This window comes from Streptomyces sp. NBC_00984 (assembly GCF_045162475.1).
Taxonomy (GTDB): domain Bacteria; phylum Actinomycetota; class Actinomycetes; order Streptomycetales; family Streptomycetaceae; genus Streptomyces.
In genome coordinates this window covers 4,330,924-4,346,752 of sequence record NZ_CP108734.1, presented here as the reverse complement: position 1 = coordinate 4,346,752, position 15,829 = coordinate 4,330,924, and the positions used below count along the sequence as shown (strand labels likewise).

General features: G+C 66.5%; 13 protein-coding genes, 1 tRNA gene, 1 other RNA gene and 1 pseudogene. 10 read left to right on the top strand and 6 right to left on the bottom strand.

Annotation, left to right across the window (positions count from 1 at the left end; all coding sequences use genetic code 11):
* Positions 1 to 449: 449 nt before the first annotated feature.
* Positions 450 to 2,594 carry an AIPR family protein gene (locus OG520_RS19260; RefSeq protein ID WP_406013976.1) on the bottom strand — a complete coding sequence of 715 codons (2,145 nt, stop codon included), beginning with the start codon at positions 2,592 to 2,594 and terminating at the stop codon, positions 450 to 452.
* 270 nt (positions 2,595 to 2,864) lie between these two features.
* Between OG520_RS19260 and OG520_RS19255 the strand changes: the two genes are divergently transcribed.
* The gene (locus OG520_RS19255) at positions 2,865 to 3,428 is read left to right on the top strand and encodes an HD domain-containing protein (RefSeq protein ID WP_406013975.1); all 564 of its coding nucleotides are present in this window, start codon (positions 2,865 to 2,867) and stop codon (positions 3,426 to 3,428) included.
* Here OG520_RS19255 and OG520_RS19250 read toward each other — a convergent pair.
* Both OG520_RS19250 and OG520_RS19245 read right to left on the bottom strand, forming a co-directional pair.
* A complete protein-coding gene (locus OG520_RS19250; protein WP_406013974.1) occupies positions 3,416 to 3,883 on the bottom strand; it encodes an NUDIX hydrolase in 468 nt (155 codons plus the stop codon). The two genes, OG520_RS19255 and OG520_RS19250, sit on opposite strands and share 13 nt — an antisense overlap.
* Positions 3,870 to 4,643, bottom strand: coding sequence for an XRE family transcriptional regulator (locus OG520_RS19245; protein ID WP_406013973.1), 774 nt, complete (start codon positions 4,641 to 4,643; stop codon positions 3,870 to 3,872). Before OG520_RS19245 ends, OG520_RS19250 begins: the two co-directional genes overlap by 14 nt.
* Positions 4,644 to 4,741: 98 nt before the next feature.
* Here OG520_RS19245 and OG520_RS19240 point away from each other — a divergent pair, with 98 nt between their 5' ends.
* The 6 genes from OG520_RS19240 to OG520_RS19215 all read left to right on the top strand — a co-directional run bounded on the left by OG520_RS19240 (position 4,742) and on the right by OG520_RS19215 (position 8,644).
* Positions 4,742 to 5,434, top strand: coding sequence for an HAD family hydrolase (locus OG520_RS19240; RefSeq protein WP_406013972.1), 693 nt, complete (start codon positions 4,742 to 4,744; stop codon positions 5,432 to 5,434).
* Between the two features lie 107 nt (positions 5,435 to 5,541).
* Positions 5,542 to 6,444: a radical SAM protein gene (locus tag OG520_RS19235; protein ID WP_406013971.1), complete on the top strand. Its 903-nt coding sequence runs from the start codon at positions 5,542 to 5,544 to the stop codon at positions 6,442 to 6,444.
* A gap of 61 nt (positions 6,445 to 6,505) precedes the next feature.
* Positions 6,506 to 7,078, top strand: coding sequence for a hypothetical protein (locus OG520_RS19230; RefSeq protein WP_406013970.1), 573 nt, complete (start codon positions 6,506 to 6,508; stop codon positions 7,076 to 7,078).
* Entirely contained in the window at positions 6,996 to 7,649 is a 654-nt protein-coding gene (locus OG520_RS19225; RefSeq protein ID WP_406013969.1) for a class I SAM-dependent methyltransferase, read from the top strand. Before OG520_RS19230 ends, OG520_RS19225 begins: the two co-directional genes overlap by 83 nt.
* A gap of 20 nt (positions 7,650 to 7,669) precedes the next feature.
* Positions 7,670 to 8,257 carry a class IV adenylate cyclase gene (locus OG520_RS19220; protein WP_406013968.1) on the top strand — a complete coding sequence of 196 codons (588 nt, stop codon included), beginning with the start codon at positions 7,670 to 7,672 and terminating at the stop codon, positions 8,255 to 8,257.
* Between the two features lie 21 nt (positions 8,258 to 8,278).
* Positions 8,279 to 8,644: a hypothetical protein gene (locus OG520_RS19215; protein ID WP_406013967.1), complete on the top strand. Its 366-nt coding sequence runs from the start codon at positions 8,279 to 8,281 to the stop codon at positions 8,642 to 8,644.
* 899 nt (positions 8,645 to 9,543) lie between these two features.
* Here the strand turns inward: OG520_RS19215 and OG520_RS19210 are convergent.
* On the bottom strand, positions 9,544 to 10,398 hold the full coding sequence (locus OG520_RS19210; RefSeq protein WP_406013966.1) for a DUF4231 domain-containing protein: 855 nt from the start codon (positions 10,396 to 10,398) through the stop codon (positions 9,544 to 9,546).
* 475 nt (positions 10,399 to 10,873) lie between these two features.
* Positions 10,874 to 12,258: pseudogene (locus OG520_RS19205) on the bottom strand (mobilization protein); the annotation flags it as partial.
* Between the two features lie 261 nt (positions 12,259 to 12,519).
* Here OG520_RS19205 and OG520_RS19200 point away from each other — a divergent pair.
* Positions 12,520 to 12,927 carry a hypothetical protein gene (locus OG520_RS19200; RefSeq protein WP_406013965.1) on the top strand — a complete coding sequence of 136 codons (408 nt, stop codon included), beginning with the start codon at positions 12,520 to 12,522 and terminating at the stop codon, positions 12,925 to 12,927.
* Positions 12,928 to 13,035: 108 nt separating this feature from the next.
* On the opposite strand, the gene OG520_RS19195 is transcribed toward OG520_RS19200, so the two are convergent.
* Positions 13,036 to 13,123 (bottom strand) — tRNA-Ser (locus OG520_RS19195).
* Between the two features lie 143 nt (positions 13,124 to 13,266).
* Between OG520_RS19195 and ffs the strand changes: the two genes are divergently transcribed.
* Both ffs and OG520_RS19185 read left to right on the top strand, forming a co-directional pair.
* Positions 13,267 to 13,363, top strand: an RNA gene (ffs, locus tag OG520_RS19190) — signal recognition particle sRNA small type.
* Between the two features lie 136 nt (positions 13,364 to 13,499).
* Positions 13,500 to 15,719 (top strand): DNA polymerase III subunit gamma and tau, encoded by a 2,220-nt coding sequence (locus OG520_RS19185; RefSeq protein WP_406013964.1) that lies wholly within the window; start codon positions 13,500 to 13,502, stop codon positions 15,717 to 15,719.
* Positions 15,720 to 15,829 lie beyond the last annotated feature (110 nt).

Here is a 15,829-nt window from a genome sequence, read left to right as displayed (position 1 = left end):
GCCCCGCAGCAAGCAGCGGGGCCCTTCGACGTATTGCCCGGTGAGAGCAATGGCGGAGGATACGAGATTCGAACTCGTGAGGGGTTGCCCCCAACACGCTTTCCAAATGTTCGCCTGGGTGTTCGGGGGTGGGTGGGAACGTCCTGACCTGCGGAATATTCAGACCTGGGCTGGGGTGTGAGCCCTGGTGGACGGCGGTGAATGAGACCAGAACTGAGACCAGGACGCGGGCCACGCCGCTGAAATGCGTGCCAGATCTGTCGTGCCCTGAAGACGCCATAGATATCGGGACGGACGGCCGCGATGAGGGCTCTCAACTCCTCCTCAGCTGCCGACGCAGAGGGCGTGGACGTGCAAGGGGAGATGGGGGACGGCTCCCGCCCCACTGGCAAGCGCGTCCGGGGCGAGCGCTCTTGGCCCAGACGGTCTCGCCCCGGGGGCGCTCGAACTTAGGGCTGGTCGTGTTCTGTCGGCTCCTGCTCCGTGTCCAGCCGCCGCCACAACCGTTCCGCAATCTCGACCAGTGTCCCCTCCCCGGGTATTTTCCACTGCTTGGGTCCTTGCACAGCACTCCACTGTTCCCGCCATTCAGCCTGCTGCCAGATGCGATTCACCAGCCCACTCGGCGAGTAGCGTCGGCCATCAGCCTCCCAGAGGATCGGCGCTTTGCGGTCGTTGAGCCAGGTGCCCCGCCGTCGGCGCGGGTCTTGGTCGAGCCAGGCGCCGATGGCCCGCTCTTCGGTGTCACTGGGCGCGTAGGCCAGCGGCGTGCCATCGGGGATGAGGTCGTGGTCCACGAGGAGGTGAATGGTCGGGGGCCGCTTCGCACGCTTCTTGCTGGCTGCCATCACAAACGCCGAGAGGTCAGGGGCATCGCTCCCTGCGTCGAGCGTCAGCAAGACCGCCTGGACAAGCTGTCGGGACTTCTCCTCGCTGGCAAAAGTACTCGTGATGTAGCTCTTGTTGGTGAAGAGTTTGTCAACCATGCCGATCAGGCTGGCCAGGACGCGTTGTACCTGGTCAGGCACGCCTTGTAGAATCGTGTCCCAATCGCTGTCGGGTTCTTCAATCACCTCGCTGCCTATTCGCTGGAACACCACATGGGCGGCCAGTAGCGCCCCACTGTCCGCGATGGACGCCGCCCTCCCCGATAGCGCCGACCGGAGCTTCGTGAGCTCGTCCCGGATTTCTCGCAGGACCTGTACTGAACGCCAGATCTGGTAGGCGCTTGCCTGTTGCCCGAATAGGCGGGTATAAGCGCCGTCAGCGCCTTCCTTCCAAAGAGCCTCGGTTGACCCCTTGACCCGGACTGCGAAGGTGGGGTCCCGATACGCGCAGGCGAGAGCGGTGGCCGCCTCGGTGACCGAGCAGCCAGAATCAGGAGCCGGGTCCATTTCTCCGCGCCGGAAGACGTACTCCTTGTCGAGTGAGAGCTTGAAGTCCTTCTGGATCTCGCTCTGGACCGGATCAATAGCGATAAAGTCCCGGCGCTCCATGTGGTTCTGGGTGTTGGTGGCTTTGGTGACACTTTGTGCGAACCCCTCAGGCGTCCCCTCTACAGAGACGATCCGCACGGAGACGTAGGCTTCGGCCACTGCGTCCGGGTCCTTCTCGAAGGCCCGGTTGGCTGAGGTGACGGTCTGTGCACCGTTCACGACGCTCGCGTTGCGGAGAGTCAGGGAGATGGGTGCTCCGGTCGCCCGCTTCGCAAAGAATTCCCGCTCGATGGTGTCGCACTGCACCGTGATGCCGTTGTGGCGGTAGAGGAAGCCGTCAGGGTCCTCCAACATGCTGTCGACCAAAGTCTTGTTGACTCCCGTGAGCCCGAGCGACTTGCGGACGTTACGGTCGTAGAGCCGCTCGCCGTTGTCCGCGTACCACCGGGCAAGCTCTGCGGCGCTCACCTCACCAACGATGGCCTTGTAAGGGGTCTCGCGGTCGTGCCAGCCCTCGGTCATCTTTGCGGTCACACTGATGGGCTCTGGCTCCAGCTCTTCCCGAATGGCCCGGTGGAAGTCAGCCTGGTCCACCACTCGGTATTCGACGGTACGGCCGAGTCCCCCGAATTCACGGGCTGCCTCATCCAGGATGTTGCGTGTCTCCGGTGAAAGCTGGCCGTCCCCCATCAGGGCGACGACTAGGTGCACTTTACAGGTGGGCAGTTTGAGGACGCCGTGCACCCGGTCCCCGAGCAGCCGCAGGCGTTCATTGAAGTGGTCGAAATCCCGGTTATCGAGCTTCTTGAGGCCGTGGATGAGCTTGAGTGCCGCCTCAGTGTTGAAGCCTGCTGTCCCCGAGTTCTTCCATTTAGCCTGGATTAGCCAGAGTTCCGTCCCGGAAGCGGAGAAGGCCACGGAGTCGATGCCGAAGTCGGCTCTGCCATCGATTACCCCAGCGGCCGCCTCGTCTGAGGTGCAGTCGGTCAGAATGCGAGCTGCCCTCGCCGAGACGGCTCGGGATAAGAGAGCGGTTTCCCGCTCCGTAGGATCCTTCTTCTCGAAGTCGTCCATGGAAATCCGGTCAGTGAACTCCCTCAGCAGGGCCTCACGAATCTGCCGAACCTCCAGTGGCATCGCCTGCGTGCTCTTCCCCATCCCCGCCCCACCACTCCCCTGGTCTCGCTCTGACCACCCAGCGTACCCAGGTGATGCAGAGGGTGGTGGTGAAGCCTGTAGCGCATAGGAGTTCCGGGCCGAGGGGTGCACTGTTGTACTTCACGGCCGCGCGTTCCACTACGACACGCTGATGGACGGACCGCCTGGCGAGTTCGCCCCTGCGCCGCTGCTGACAGCACCTAACCGATCGCGGACTGAGGGACGCCGGGCATGGACTGACTTTGGCCCTTGTTGGGCATCGAACGGGCCATGGACGAAACGATGCTGGCATGGGCGAGGCAGGTAGCCGAGAACGAGCTCAGCGACGTGCTGCCCCGACGGTGGGCGCATTCGCAGGGCGTGGCGGCGCGTGCCGCCGGGCTCGGCCCGGCCCTGGCAGGGAACGCTGAGCTGTTGTTTGCCGCAGCAGTGCTGCACGACGTGGGCTACGCGCCCCGGCTGGCGGAAACCGGCTTTCACCCGCTCGACGGGGCGCGGTTTCTCCGAGACGAGCATGGTGCTGATGAGCGGCTGGTGCGCTTGGTGGCGAACCATTCGTTCGCGCTGCTTGAAGCCGAGGAGCGCGGGTTGATGGAGGTGCTGGAGCGCGAGTTCCCGTTGTTGGATGAGGCTCTGCTTGCGGATGCCCTTGTGTACTGCGACATGACAACCACACCGGATGGCAAGGTCACTTCGACCGATGCTCGCCTGGCCGAGATCGCCAGCAGGTACGGACCCGACAGCCTGGTGGGGCGTTTCATCCGTCGGGCGGCGCCGGACGTCCTTGCAGCCGTAAGCCGGGTGGAGTCGGCGTTGGCAGATCAGCCCAAGTAGGGGTAAGTGCCGGCCAGGTAGTCACCGATCTGTTGGCGCATGCTGGGGTGGATGTCGTACTGGTCCAGGTGGTCTGGCCGGACGTAGCGGACGCCGTCGGCTTCGTCGTTGATGGTGGGCTCACCGCCTACTGGGCGGCCGATGTAGGTGTTCTCGTACTGCTGGCGGATCTCGCCGTCGGTGTAGGCCACGATGTGGTTCGGGTTCGTGTAGACCCCCAGGAAGCCGGTGATCTCGGCGATGATCCCAGTCTCTTCCAGGCACTCCCGCACCGCGCACTGCGCCGCCGTCTCGCCGATGTCCTGGGCTCCTCCGGGCAGGGCCCACTGGCCGGTGTCCCGGCGGCGTTGGAGCAGTATGGCGCCGTTGTCGTCGACGACGAGCAGGTTGTTGGCGGGGATGAGCGTGTTCGCCTTGGGGGCCTTGGGGTCGTTGTAGTACTCAGTCCTGCCCATGTGGCGAGGGCCCCTCCTGGTCGGGTGTCCAGGGCCGTGCGGTGGCCCAGACAGCTTCGAAACTCTGAGCGTAGTTGTCGAACCAACCCGCCGTGTCTGCTCTGTGGAGATGGAGGAGGGGGTTGGCGCTGGCCGGCTGGCCCCAGACGTGCGGGTTGATCAGAAGGTCATCGTCGTACCGGAACATGGAGGTGTAGAGCGTGGTGTCGTGCAGGCGCACCTCGCAGCCGGCCTCGGACAACAGGGGCCGGTAGTAGGTGAGGGAGGCGCGGATTTTGGCGGCGAGTGTGTCGCCAATTCCTTCTTCGTGGCCCCGGATTGCTACGGCCTGGCCCTTCGAGTCGCCGAAGCAGAGCCGCACTCGCACCCCGCTCGATGCGCGCTCGGCGAGCATCTTGGCGACATGAGGGTTGGACTGGGCGAAGAAGGTGCCGGAGAAGACGAGGACGCTGATCTGCTCCTGGGCGCCATTGAGTAGCGACAGCCACGTGTCTCGCGGGACGCTCGCCCGATTCTGGTAGGTCCCGACCAGCTCCTGCCCTGACCCTGCGAGCTGCTGCGGAGTGCTCGGCACCGGTGCGGGCCAGAGGAACAGTTCCTCGACCCGTAAGTGCTTGGCGACACGGAAGCGGTGGCGAGGATGGGGAACGCGCCCGCCGAGCCACCGGCCAACGGTCTTGGGGTCCACCTCGCAGACTTCGGCGAGTGACTCAGGTGGGATTCCGCGCTGGGCGAGCACGGAGTGCAATCGCTCGTTCACAGGTGCCATACAAGCCGAGGCGGCCAGGAGCGGCAAGGACGTTTCGGGACGTTCCACAGAAGGAAGGGGGCCATGACCGCTGTATTTACGCTGGATGCATGGAGCTCATCGTCCTGTGGGACATCGACCACACCCTCATCGAGAACGCCGGGGTCAGCAAGGAGATCTACGCCGCCGCGTTCACGGCCCTGGCGGGAAGGACGCCCGCGGGGCCGGCGCGAACGGAAGGGCGTACGGACCGGCTGATCATGCGCGACATGTTCCAACGGAACGTCCTGGCCGAGCCGGACTGGACCGCTATCGAGGGGGCGCTATCCGCCGCAGGGGAAGCACGTCTCCACGATCTCAGCCGACGGGGGACAGCCCTGCCCGGCGTGCGGGAAGTCCTGAAGGAGGTTTCCGTACGCAGCAGTTGGGTGTCGTCGGTGCTCACCGGCAATATCGCGGACAACGCCCGCGTGAAGGTCGCGGCCTTCGGCCTTGATCCCCTCCTCGACCTGCCGGTTGGCGCTTACGGGGCCGATGCCCTTCAACGCCCCGACCTGGTCGCTGTCGCCCGGGAGCGTGCCCAGCGGCTGCGGGGCGCCCCGGATGGCGTGCCGGTCGTGCTTGTCGGAGATACCCCGAGGGACGTGGAGGCAGCCCTCGCTACGGGCTCCGAGATCATCGCGGTTGCCTCCGGCGTACACAGCACCGAAGAACTGGCAGACGCCGGTGCCCGCACGGTTCTGCCCGATCTGATGGACACCGGCCGTGTACTCGGGATTCTGGACGCGCTCTCCGCCCGCTGAAAACGTCCCAGGACGTCCTCGGAGCGTCCCGATACGCGGTGACGAGGTCCGTATCCACCCCGCCAATATCAGGTCTCCCACCAGGCAAGCGCCCGAAGGAGACCCTCGTGATCAGCGAAGTCACCGGGATCCGCAGGATCCGGATGCTGTACCTGCAGCTGCTCTACCGCTGCAACTTTGAATGCCTGCACTGCTTCCACGGCCAACGGCTCCAGCACGCCGACGCCTTCACCGCAGACGAGGCGATCAACCTCCTCACGCTGATGCGTGACCAGTACGGCACCGAGGCCGTCACCCTGCTTGGGGGCGAGCCGTTCGTCTACCGCGACCTCACCCAGGTCGTCCGGTACGCCAAGCGGGACCTGGGCATGCAGGTCGAGATCTGCACCAACGGCTACCGGATCGAGCGCCGGCTGACCGAGATCGCCCCCGACCTGGACCTGCTCCGGGTATCGCTGGAGGGCATCGGCACGACCAATGACAAGATCCGCAAGTTCGGAAGCTACCGGAGTGCCCTGAGCGCCCTCGAAATCGCTCAGCAACTCGGCGTCCGGGCCGGCGCGACCATGACGGTCACCTCACGCAACATCGACGAGGTCCTGCCGCTCGCCCGCACGTTGCAGCACCACGGGGTGGAGCAGCTGAAACTCCACTGTCTCCGGCCGGTCGGCAACGCAGCGGATCACCCCGAGCTCCTCGTGAACGACGCCACGGCCTACACCCGTCTGCGGGAGGGCCTGGCCTCGGCCGAGCTGGACATTGAGGTGATCCTCGACGAGGACCTGTCCGAGCTGGGTGCGCCGGATGCCTGCCTCCCTGCCGGGGGCCCTGTGGAGATCGAGCGGATTGAGGCCGACCCGCGCGGCGCGCTCACTATGTCCTGCAAGGCTGTCGGCAAGGACTCGCACGCCTTCTGGTACGACAAGCTCGCCGACCACATCGCCCACCGGCCTTCCGCCACTGACGAACTCACCCTCGCGGTGCCGGACGTGGTGTACGGACGTGTCTGACCCGGCGTCGTTCGAGAGCATTGAAGGGCTCCGCGGCACAGGCAAATCCACCCTCGCCCCCATGCTTGCGGCCGCCCGTGGCGCGGTGCTGGTCCCGACCGTGCCCCCCACCTACCAGGCACTGCGGCAGGAGGTCGACCGGCTGGGAAACGCAGAGGCACGCATGTGCTTCTACCTCTCGGCCCTGTTCACCGCCACCGATCAGATCCAGCGGTACCTGTCCGCCGGCACCCCGGTCGTCGTCGAAAGCTACTTCGCACGCTGCCTGGCCAACCACCGTGCTTTCGGAGCCGACCTCTCCGTATCCCTGCCGCCGGGCATCCCTCATCCCGTCACTCACTACCTCGCCTGCGCGGAGAGTGAGCGTCAGCGCCGACTCGCCAGGCGCGACAAGCCTGTCTCGCGTTGGGACGCCCTCGCCGAGATCACCGCAGACAAGATCACCGACGCCTACGCCTCGTTCCCGATGCACCGCGTGAACACCACCGGTCTCACCCCTGACGAGGTACTCCAAGCCGTCCTGAGCACCGCCCCGCAAGGAGAGCAAGCCAGTGCAGACACCCAGCATGTGGCGGCATACCCTCACCTTCTTCCCTCAGTTCCTCGCCGCACTGAAGGAGCGTACGGAGCCTGACTCCACCGTGACGGTCATCGGCGCGAGCGACGGCAGACTCGTCGAGCCACTGGCCGCGGCCGGCTACCGCGTCATCGCCATCGAGCGCGACCCGCTCGCCCTCCACGGTGGCGAGGTCCAGCTTCCGGGTGGCAGTACCGGTCACGCGATGGGCATGATCGAGCGCCTGAAACAGGAAGGGCTTCACGACCGTGTCCGAGTCGTGGAGGAGGACTTCCTCGCCTCCAAGCCCGACGGTGCCCCCTGTGACGCTGTCTGGACGAGCTGCTCGTGGCATTACAGTGCCAACCACCACCGGCCGTTAGGCGAGTTCGTCGACCACATGCAGCGCTTGGTCCGGCACGGCGGTCTGTTCGGCGCGGAGTTCATGATGCCCCTCACGCAACGCCACCACGTGCTGGAGCACTACACATCCCCCGAGAAGCTCCGGCGTTACTTCATCGGGGACTGGAACGTCCTGCTCACCCTGCGGACCAACGAGTTCACCGAGCAGGCGCACGTCGGACAGCTGCAGGACCACAACCACCGCATGGGCCTTCTCCTCGCCGCCCGTGCCTCCACCCCCTCCTAGAGCTACGGGAAGAAGGATCTATGAAGCACGAGTACGAAGCCAAGTTCCTGGCCGTCGACGTCGACGGCCTCCAGGCCAAACTGACGGCACTCGGAGCTGTCCAGGCGTTTCCGCGCACCCTGCTCACCCGGAAGATCTTCGAGAACGACGCCCTTGAAGGCGGCGCCTGGGTCCGCCTGAGGGACGAGGGCACGCGTTCCACTCTTACGCTGAAGCAGGTCACCGACTCCACGACGATCGACGGCACCACCGAGATCGAGACCGAGGTGTCCGACCTGCACGCCATGGCCGAGATCCTCCGCAACGTCGGCCTGCGTGAGGTGCGCTACCAGGAGAACTACCGGGAGGAGTGGCGCCTGGGCGAAGTCGCCTTCGACTTCGACACCTGGCCGGACCTCCCCACCTTCGTCGAGATCGAAGGACCCGACGAAGCATCCGTCCGACAGGCTGCAGATCTGCTCGACCTCGACTACGCACAGGCCCGGTTCGGCAGCGTCGACGAGATCTACAAGAGCGAGTCCAGCCGGGACATCCTCGCCGAACCGACGCTCCTCTTCGCCGACGCCGGCAAGCAGGAGCAGGCCGGGGCGGCTGCACAGAGCGAGTGATCTTGAGGACCGAGCGTGTTTATGGAACTGGCCGTGACGCCGCGGGTCATACCCGGCGTCGACGAGTTCGCCCGCGGCGGTCTGCCCGCAGCGGCGGACACCGACGACGGCAACACCTGGACCGATGGGCACTGCTGGCTCTACTGCGGTCAGGGCTGGACCCGCGTTCTGTGGATCGGCCCCGTCAGCGTGGCCGGCGCCCAGGCCGCCATGTACGCCTGTGGCCCGTGCATCCGGGCCCTGCAAGAGCAGGTCTGGCAGGCCATCCTCCTCCACGATGCACCGTCGTGTCCGGCCCCGTTGAGAACGTTCGCGACGGCCGAGCAACCTGGCGGACGCCGCGTTGGTAAGCATCGCGCGCGGGGCAGCCTGCTGCGTCGTGGGTGAGGACGACGGCAGAACTAAATAGCCCCGTGACGTCTCTTCACAGCGAAGGATCCGCAATCAGAAGTACGCCGACTGCTGGGCCGGTCACCACGCATGGTGACCGGCCCAGCAGCCGTTGTTGCTGCGGCGTCTTGCCGCGGGCTTCTAATGACGATGACGGCGTTGCCGATCTGCGGCTGTGGCAGGGGTCTCCGACGCGGGCTCTGGCCTTGAGGCTTGCACCATGACCGCTTTCCAATTCAATCAGCATCGGAGAGTCTGCGAGCACCGAGTAAAAGAGCGCACATCGCCGGAGGAAGAAAATATCATGCTTCTCACCTCGCGTTGAAACGGCCACATAAATAATTCTACTTCCTCGTGGGGAAATAAAAAAATAGCCAGTGTCTGTCGGCCTCTAGCAAACGCTCTACTAGACATCTCCCGGAAAGTGAGGGCGTTTCTGGGCAACCAAGGAAGCCGCGTCTCGCCCCGGCGGGAGCTGCCACTCAATTACGTGCAGGCCCGCCAACTCGATGATTTCTTCGGGCACGCCCAATCGGTACAGAGGTGTAGCTCCATACCGGTTGAGCCAAGCAACGCGTCTCGTTTTCTCGCACGAATCAAGGTCCCGCCACGAATCGAGGACCACCCCTGGAGTAATCGATGCACCCAGCGATCGCTGAAGCGCTACGTGCCGAACGAGCGGCATGTATTCCACTGGGTCTCGCGCGAGAGCGACAAGACACCAAGCCGTCGAGTCAGAAATAGATAGGCCATGAGCGTCTACGAGGCGTCGAGCCCTCCATTGCCAGAGAGGAGCGAGGAGCCACCTGGTTTGCCGCGCCCTCATTTCCGGACTCCAGAAGGCCCCGTCAAGCGCCTCACCGCGACGGAGTACGCAGGGTTGCACAGAACAAACATCAGCTCGCGCGCTCCTCATTCCCGGAGCTGGATGTTTCGAGCTGGAGCTCGCGCTTGCGCTGCTCTTCCTTCAGCCGTTCCACATAACGCGCAAATATCCGAAGCCGTTCAGCTTCAGGAAGAGGCGGCTCGCCATCCCGCCCAGCGTATTCATCGAGCATGAATTGCGAGGCGTTGTAGTGCTTCTCGATATCATCGGCCGTGGATTGCAGATTGTATCCTCGTTCGCGAAACTTGAAGTATCCGGTGACACCTGCCGAAATCCCGACGAGTGCACTGAGGGAAGCCGCAGAAAGGCGCAGCACCTGACTACTGCCCTCATTCATAGCCGCAAGCGTCGAAGTGACAATTGACCCAGTGATAATGATGCCCTGAAAGACGTTGTGAATCCGGCGATTTTTGTTCGCTGAATTTCGGTACTGATCAATCAGGTCAAGCGAGGCTTCGCGATAGATCCGAAGCCCGGAAGGGGAGTCGAGAGGCAGCTTGGCAGCGGCAGTTTGCCGATCCTGAAGCGCATTACGCAGCGCACCAGTTCGAGCAACAACCTTCTTTCGGTTCTTCCATAATGCCCACCCCATCGCTACCCAAAGGCAGTTGACGATGATGAGCCCAGCCCATCTAGTGAAGACAGGCTGCGACTTCCAGAGACCCACGATAACCGTGTAGCCGAGGAGGAACGTAAGGATTATGCCGCCCAGCAGGCAGAGAATATATATCCTTTGAAAGGTTCGCGAGGTCCTCAGGTCATCTTCGATCTCATCGAATTTCTTGACGCTGCTCCTGTATTCCTCTTGACGTCGAGCCTCATCAGCCTCAGAAATCTCATTTGACTCAACACTTCCCCAACTCACCAGCAACCCCCACTTAGTTCAAGTCGCCCCGGCGGCAGATGAACACCCGGCGGCTTTCGGTAACACGAGTGGGCGATCGTAGAGCCGACCCTTCGGACCAACAAGAGCGCCTTGCAAGCCATTACCTACGGGGGTAATCTCGCCAAGATCCGAGTGGCGAAAACTAGTTCCTCCCCCGGCAGGCGTGATCGTCAGCGATGATGAATACAGGTCAAGATCAAATTACGATGATCTCTCTCATTTTTTTCGAGAAGGGAATCTTCCCCCCCTAAGAAATCTTTTGCCGGGGCGGGCAGAAGAAGCTCCTGGTGAGACGCACCACTGGAGCGTGGCAAGCGGGGCCAAGCCGGTACTTGAAGTCGATCCGGCGGATTGCGGTCCGGGGCTGTAGGACTCCTGATGGATTGGCCGGGAGTGTGGTTGGGGCGGGCTCGTGCTGCTGGCGGGCTCTGGGACCGGGCTCTCCTTGCTGGGGTCAGCGGCGTGGGCGGCTTGGCCTGCTCGTGGAGGCTGAGGGTGTCGTGGGCGGCTGGGTATCGGCGTACGGCACGCTGAAGGCTGCTGCGGTGGTGCTTCGCAGGCGGGCTGCTTCCGCGCGGCGGTTGGGTGCGGGGTTGCGGCTGGTGTGCTGGATGCGGGTGATCAGGACGCGGGCGGGGCTGTGGGCGGTGCCGAGCTCGCGGCGGGCCGCGGCTTCCTTGAGGAGCTGGTGGGGTTTGTGGCCTCCGGCTTCGGCGTCGGCCAGGACGGTGGCGAGGGCGGGCCAGCCGCGGTCGGCGAGGATCCGCTCAGCGTGTTCGGGAACGGCAGCACGTACATCGCTCGCCAGGGTGCAACGGGTCTCTTCCATGGGGCAGCGAGCTTCGAGTTCGGTGAGCGTCGGAGCGAGTGCGTCGTCGGCTGCTGACTGGAGGTGCTGGACGGCTCGGCGGGCGGCGTCGGCCTGGTGGGCATGGCCTTTCGCCTCATGCCAGCGTCGGGTGAGGATGGCGGCCCAGACGAGTGCCGCGACCAAGGCTGCGAGCGCGCTGCCGTCGGGCCCGGTGGCGGTGTCGGCGATGTCGCGGGCTGCTGCCTGCAGAGCGTGGGCGGCGCGGTCTTCGGCCCGTACTTGAGAGCGCTGGGCACGGGCAAATGCTCGGCTGGCCGCTCGCAGTTGAGGTCGAGGCCAGCGGGGGCCATCTGGGCGGTGCCTTCGATGAGTTCACCCAGGGCCGTGATGTGCGCCTGTGCTCGTGCGTCCCCGCCGTCATCGGCGTTTGTGCCGGTGATCTCTGTGTGGAAGGTGTCGAGGGCGTCGGTGGCCTGATGCCAGGGAGCGGTGGACCGGTTGCGGCGGGCGGTGGGGTGTTCCTCGGGGGCGCTGGTCTCCAGGCGGGCTTTCAGCTTGGGCAGGGACAGGTCGGGGGCGATCTTCCCGCCGGGGTGGTAGATCTGCTCGCCGTCCTTGTTGAGGTCGCCGGGCCGGCCGACTGCGTAGCCGAGGAGGTCTCCGGATGGGCCGCGGCGGGGTTTGACCAGAATGTCGGCGGCTTCGAGGTAGGCGAGGAGTTGTTCGGCGCTGGTGGTGTGCGGGATGGCGGCGCGGATGCGGTTCTGGAGCCATTCGCGGCTGGTCTGCTCCCAGCCGAGGCGCTCGGCCTTGTGCATCTCCGCCTGGGTGGGGCGCCGGCTGGCGGTGCGGTCACCCTTCTTCAGGCGGCGCAGCCCGTAGTCCTTCTCGATCTCCCGGCACGTGTCGCCGACCCGGATACCGCTGTCGTGCAGCCTGGGGCGGCGACCGTCCTCGCGGACGGTGGTCGCGAGGATGTGGATGTGGTCGTCGGCATGACGGACTGCGATCCACCGGCACGCCAGATCGAGGGATATCGCCGGTGGGAAGGAGATGGTGATCCGCGGTGGTTACCGCCACCTCCAGGTCTGGAAATGCGTGGCCAGCAGCGAGCGCCACTGCCTGCTGACCGACGGTGCCGGTCACTGTGGCGAGGTTCACTCCGACTGGTTCGTGCCCGCCTTGTGCCTGCCGGAGAAGAAGTCGAAGACCTCGTGCTGTCGAGCGCGACGGGGGAGAGCGTGCCGGTGTACGTGCCCAATCGGGGGAGCGGTCGGGCAGGACGGCACATGTGGGTTTCGGCGACCGACTGCGAGCGCTGGCGGGAGATGGTCGGCGAGAAGACCCCTCTCCCCGAGGCGCCTGAACAGGAGGAGGACGACGAGATCACCTTCGCCGAGCAGGAGATCGACCGAAACTGCCGGGCGGGTGAGGAAGCCTGGTTCGTCAGCGACGCGCGGCCCATCCGAGACCTGGCACAGCCGACCGGCGGATTCACCCTGCCTCGGATGCCGGCGCAACGGTCAGGCAATCCCACGCTGATCTCCCCCGTCGAGAGGGCTGCCGCCTCTGCGGCGGTGGGTTGCCCGCCATGGGACCTGGGGCCGTGCGCCGGGTGCGACCAGCTGGTGCGCCGGTACGGCCGCGACGCGGCCATGTTCTGCGGCGTGTGCCGCGCGCTCCTGAACGGTCGGTAGGAGTCCGCAGCCTGCCGACGGGAACTGCAACCAGAACTGCAACCACCAACGTCGAAGGGCCCCACCGCAAGCGGTGGGGCCCTTCGACGTATTGCCCGGTGAGAGCAATGGCGGAGGATACGAGATTCGAACTCGTGAGGGGTTGCCCCCAACACGCTTTCCAAGCGTGCGCCCTAGGCCACTAGGCGAATCCTCCGCGGCAAACAATACAAGACGTTGAGGAGTGCTCGCGAACCCGTTCCCCCCGGACTCCTCCCGGACCCCCCCTCGGACTCGTTCGCGGGGGGTCCGGGCGGTGGGGCAGTGGACCGGCGGGGGTGGGGATCGGCTAAGGTGGGCGTCAGCCCCTCACGTGGCGCTATCTGACTGAACTCCCCCAGGGCCGGAAGGCAGCAAGGGTAGGTCGGCTCTGGCGGGTGCGTGGGGGGCCCTTGTGTTTCCCGGGCCTGTTGCTTTCCCGGGCCTGCGCTTCCCGGGCCTGCGCTTCCCGGGCCTGCGGTTCCTGGGGGTGCGGGGCGGCGCTTCGCACGGTCCGGGGCCGGTTGTCGGTCCGCCCGGATAACCTCGTATGTGTGTCGTCCCTTGCGCTGTACCGCCGCTACCGCCCCGAGTCGTTCGCCGAGGTCATCGGGCAGGAGCATGTCACCGACCCGCTGCAGCAGGCGCTGCGGAACAACCGGGTCAATCACGCGTACCTGTTCAGCGGTCCGCGCGGCTGTGGCAAGACGACCAGTGCGCGCATCCTCGCCCGCTGTCTGAACTGTGAGCAGGGGCCGACGCCCACGCCGTGCGGGGAGTGCCAGTCCTGCCAGGACCTCGCGCGCAACGGACCGGGGTCGATCGATGTCATCGAGATCGACGCCGCGTCGCACGGTGGCGTGGACGACGCCCGTGATCTGCGGGAGAAGGCGTTCTTCGGGCCCGCGTCGAGTCGTTACAAGATCTACATCATCGACGAGGCGCACATGGTCACGTCGGCGGGGTTCAACGCCCTGCTGAAGGTGGTCGAGGAGCCGCCGGAGCATCTGAAGTTCATCTTCGCCACGACCGAGCCCGAGAAGGTCATCGGCACCATCCGGTCGCGTACGCACCACTACCCGTTCCGTCTCGTGCCGCCGGGGACGCTGCGCGAATACCTCGCCGAGGTCTGCGGCAAGGAGAACAGCACCGTCGAGGACGGCGTGCTGCCGCTCGTCGTGCGGGCCGGGGCCGGGTCCGTGCGTGACTCGATGTCCGTGATGGACCAGCTGCTGGCCGGTGCGGGCGACGACGGTGTGACATACGCCATGGCGACCTCGCTGCTCGGTTATACGGACGGCTCGCTGCTCGACTCGATCGTGGACGCCTTCGCGGCGGGCGACGGGGCCGCGGCGTTCGAGGTCGTGGACCGGGTGATCGAGGGCGGCAACGACCCGCGCCGCTTCGTCGCCGACCTCCTGGAGCGGCTGCGCGACCTGGTGATCCTGGCCGCTGTGCCGGACGCCGGGGAGAAGGGGCTGATCGACGCTCCCGCCGATGTCGTCGAGCGGATGCAGGCCCAGGCGTCCGTCTTCGGCGCCGCCGAGCTGAGCCGCGCCGCCGACCTGGTCAACGAAGGGCTCACGGAGATGCGCGGGGCGACCTCGCCACGTCTCCAGGTCGAGCTGATCTGCGCCCGGGTGCTGCTGCCCGCGGCCTTCGACGACGAGCGTTCGCTGCAGGCCCGGCTCGACCGGCTGGAGCGGGGCGCTTCCTTCGCGACCACGGGCCCGGGGCCCGCCATGGGATACGTGCCCGGCCCGGAGGCGCCGGCCCACGCGCCCTCGCCCGCCGTGCCCACCGCACCCGTCGTGCAGCCCGGTGCGGGACCCGCCGCCGCGCGTGCGGCGGTACGGGGCGAAGCGCCCGCGCCCGCGCCGGTCCAGGCGGCGCCGCCCGCCCCCGCCGCAGCACCGACTGTGGCCCCCGCCGCCCCCGTGGCCCCGCAGCCGCCGGCCGAGGCCCCGGCTCCCGCGGGCGGTCAGCGTCCCGGTGCCTGGCCCACCGCCGCCGCGCCGGAATCGGGCCGACGCCCCGGTGGCTGGCCGACCGCTTCCGCCCCGGGCCAGTCGCCCGCACCGCAGCCCGCTCCGGCCGCCGCGCCGGTCCAGGCCGCGCCCGCGGCACCGGTGCCTGCCGCCGCCGAGGCGGGTCCGGGCATGACCCAGGGCGCCGGCCAGGTGCGGAACATGTGGCCGGACATCCTGGAGGCGGTGAAGAACCGCCGCCGGTTCACCTGGATCCTGCTCAGCCAGAACGCCCAGGTCACCGGCTTCGACGGCAGCACCCTGCAGATCGGCTTCCTCAACGCGGGCGCGCGCGACAACTTCGCGAGCAGCGGCAGCGAGGACGTGCTGAGGCAGGCCCTCGCCGAGCGGTTCAACGCGCAGTGGAAGATCGAGGCCGTCGTCGACCCGTCGGGCGGCGCCGGCGCACCCCCGCAGACCGGCGGAGGCCGCCCCTCCGCCCCGCCGCCCATGCCGCAGCATCAGGCCCCCGCGCCCCAGCAGAGTTACGAGCCCCGGCCGGCCGCTTCTCCGCACCAGCAGCCGGGTCACCAGCAGCAGCCGGCCCACCAGCAGCCGGGCGCCGCATCCGCCGCGGAGCCCGCACCGCGGTCGTACTCCGCGCCCGAGCCCCCGCGCGCGGTCGCGCCCGAGGACGACACCCCCGAGGCCGACGACCCGGACCTCGTCGACTCGGCGCTCTCCGGGCACGACCTGATCGTCCGCGAGCTGGGCGCCACGGTCGTCGAGGAGTTCACCAACGAATGACGGATAACGAATAACGGACAGCGGGGGCGCCCGGGGCGTCCGCCACGGCTCCCGCGGTGTCCACGGAGCGGCGTCCCGTCAAGGGCGCCACGCCCCGGCGGCTAGGCTGC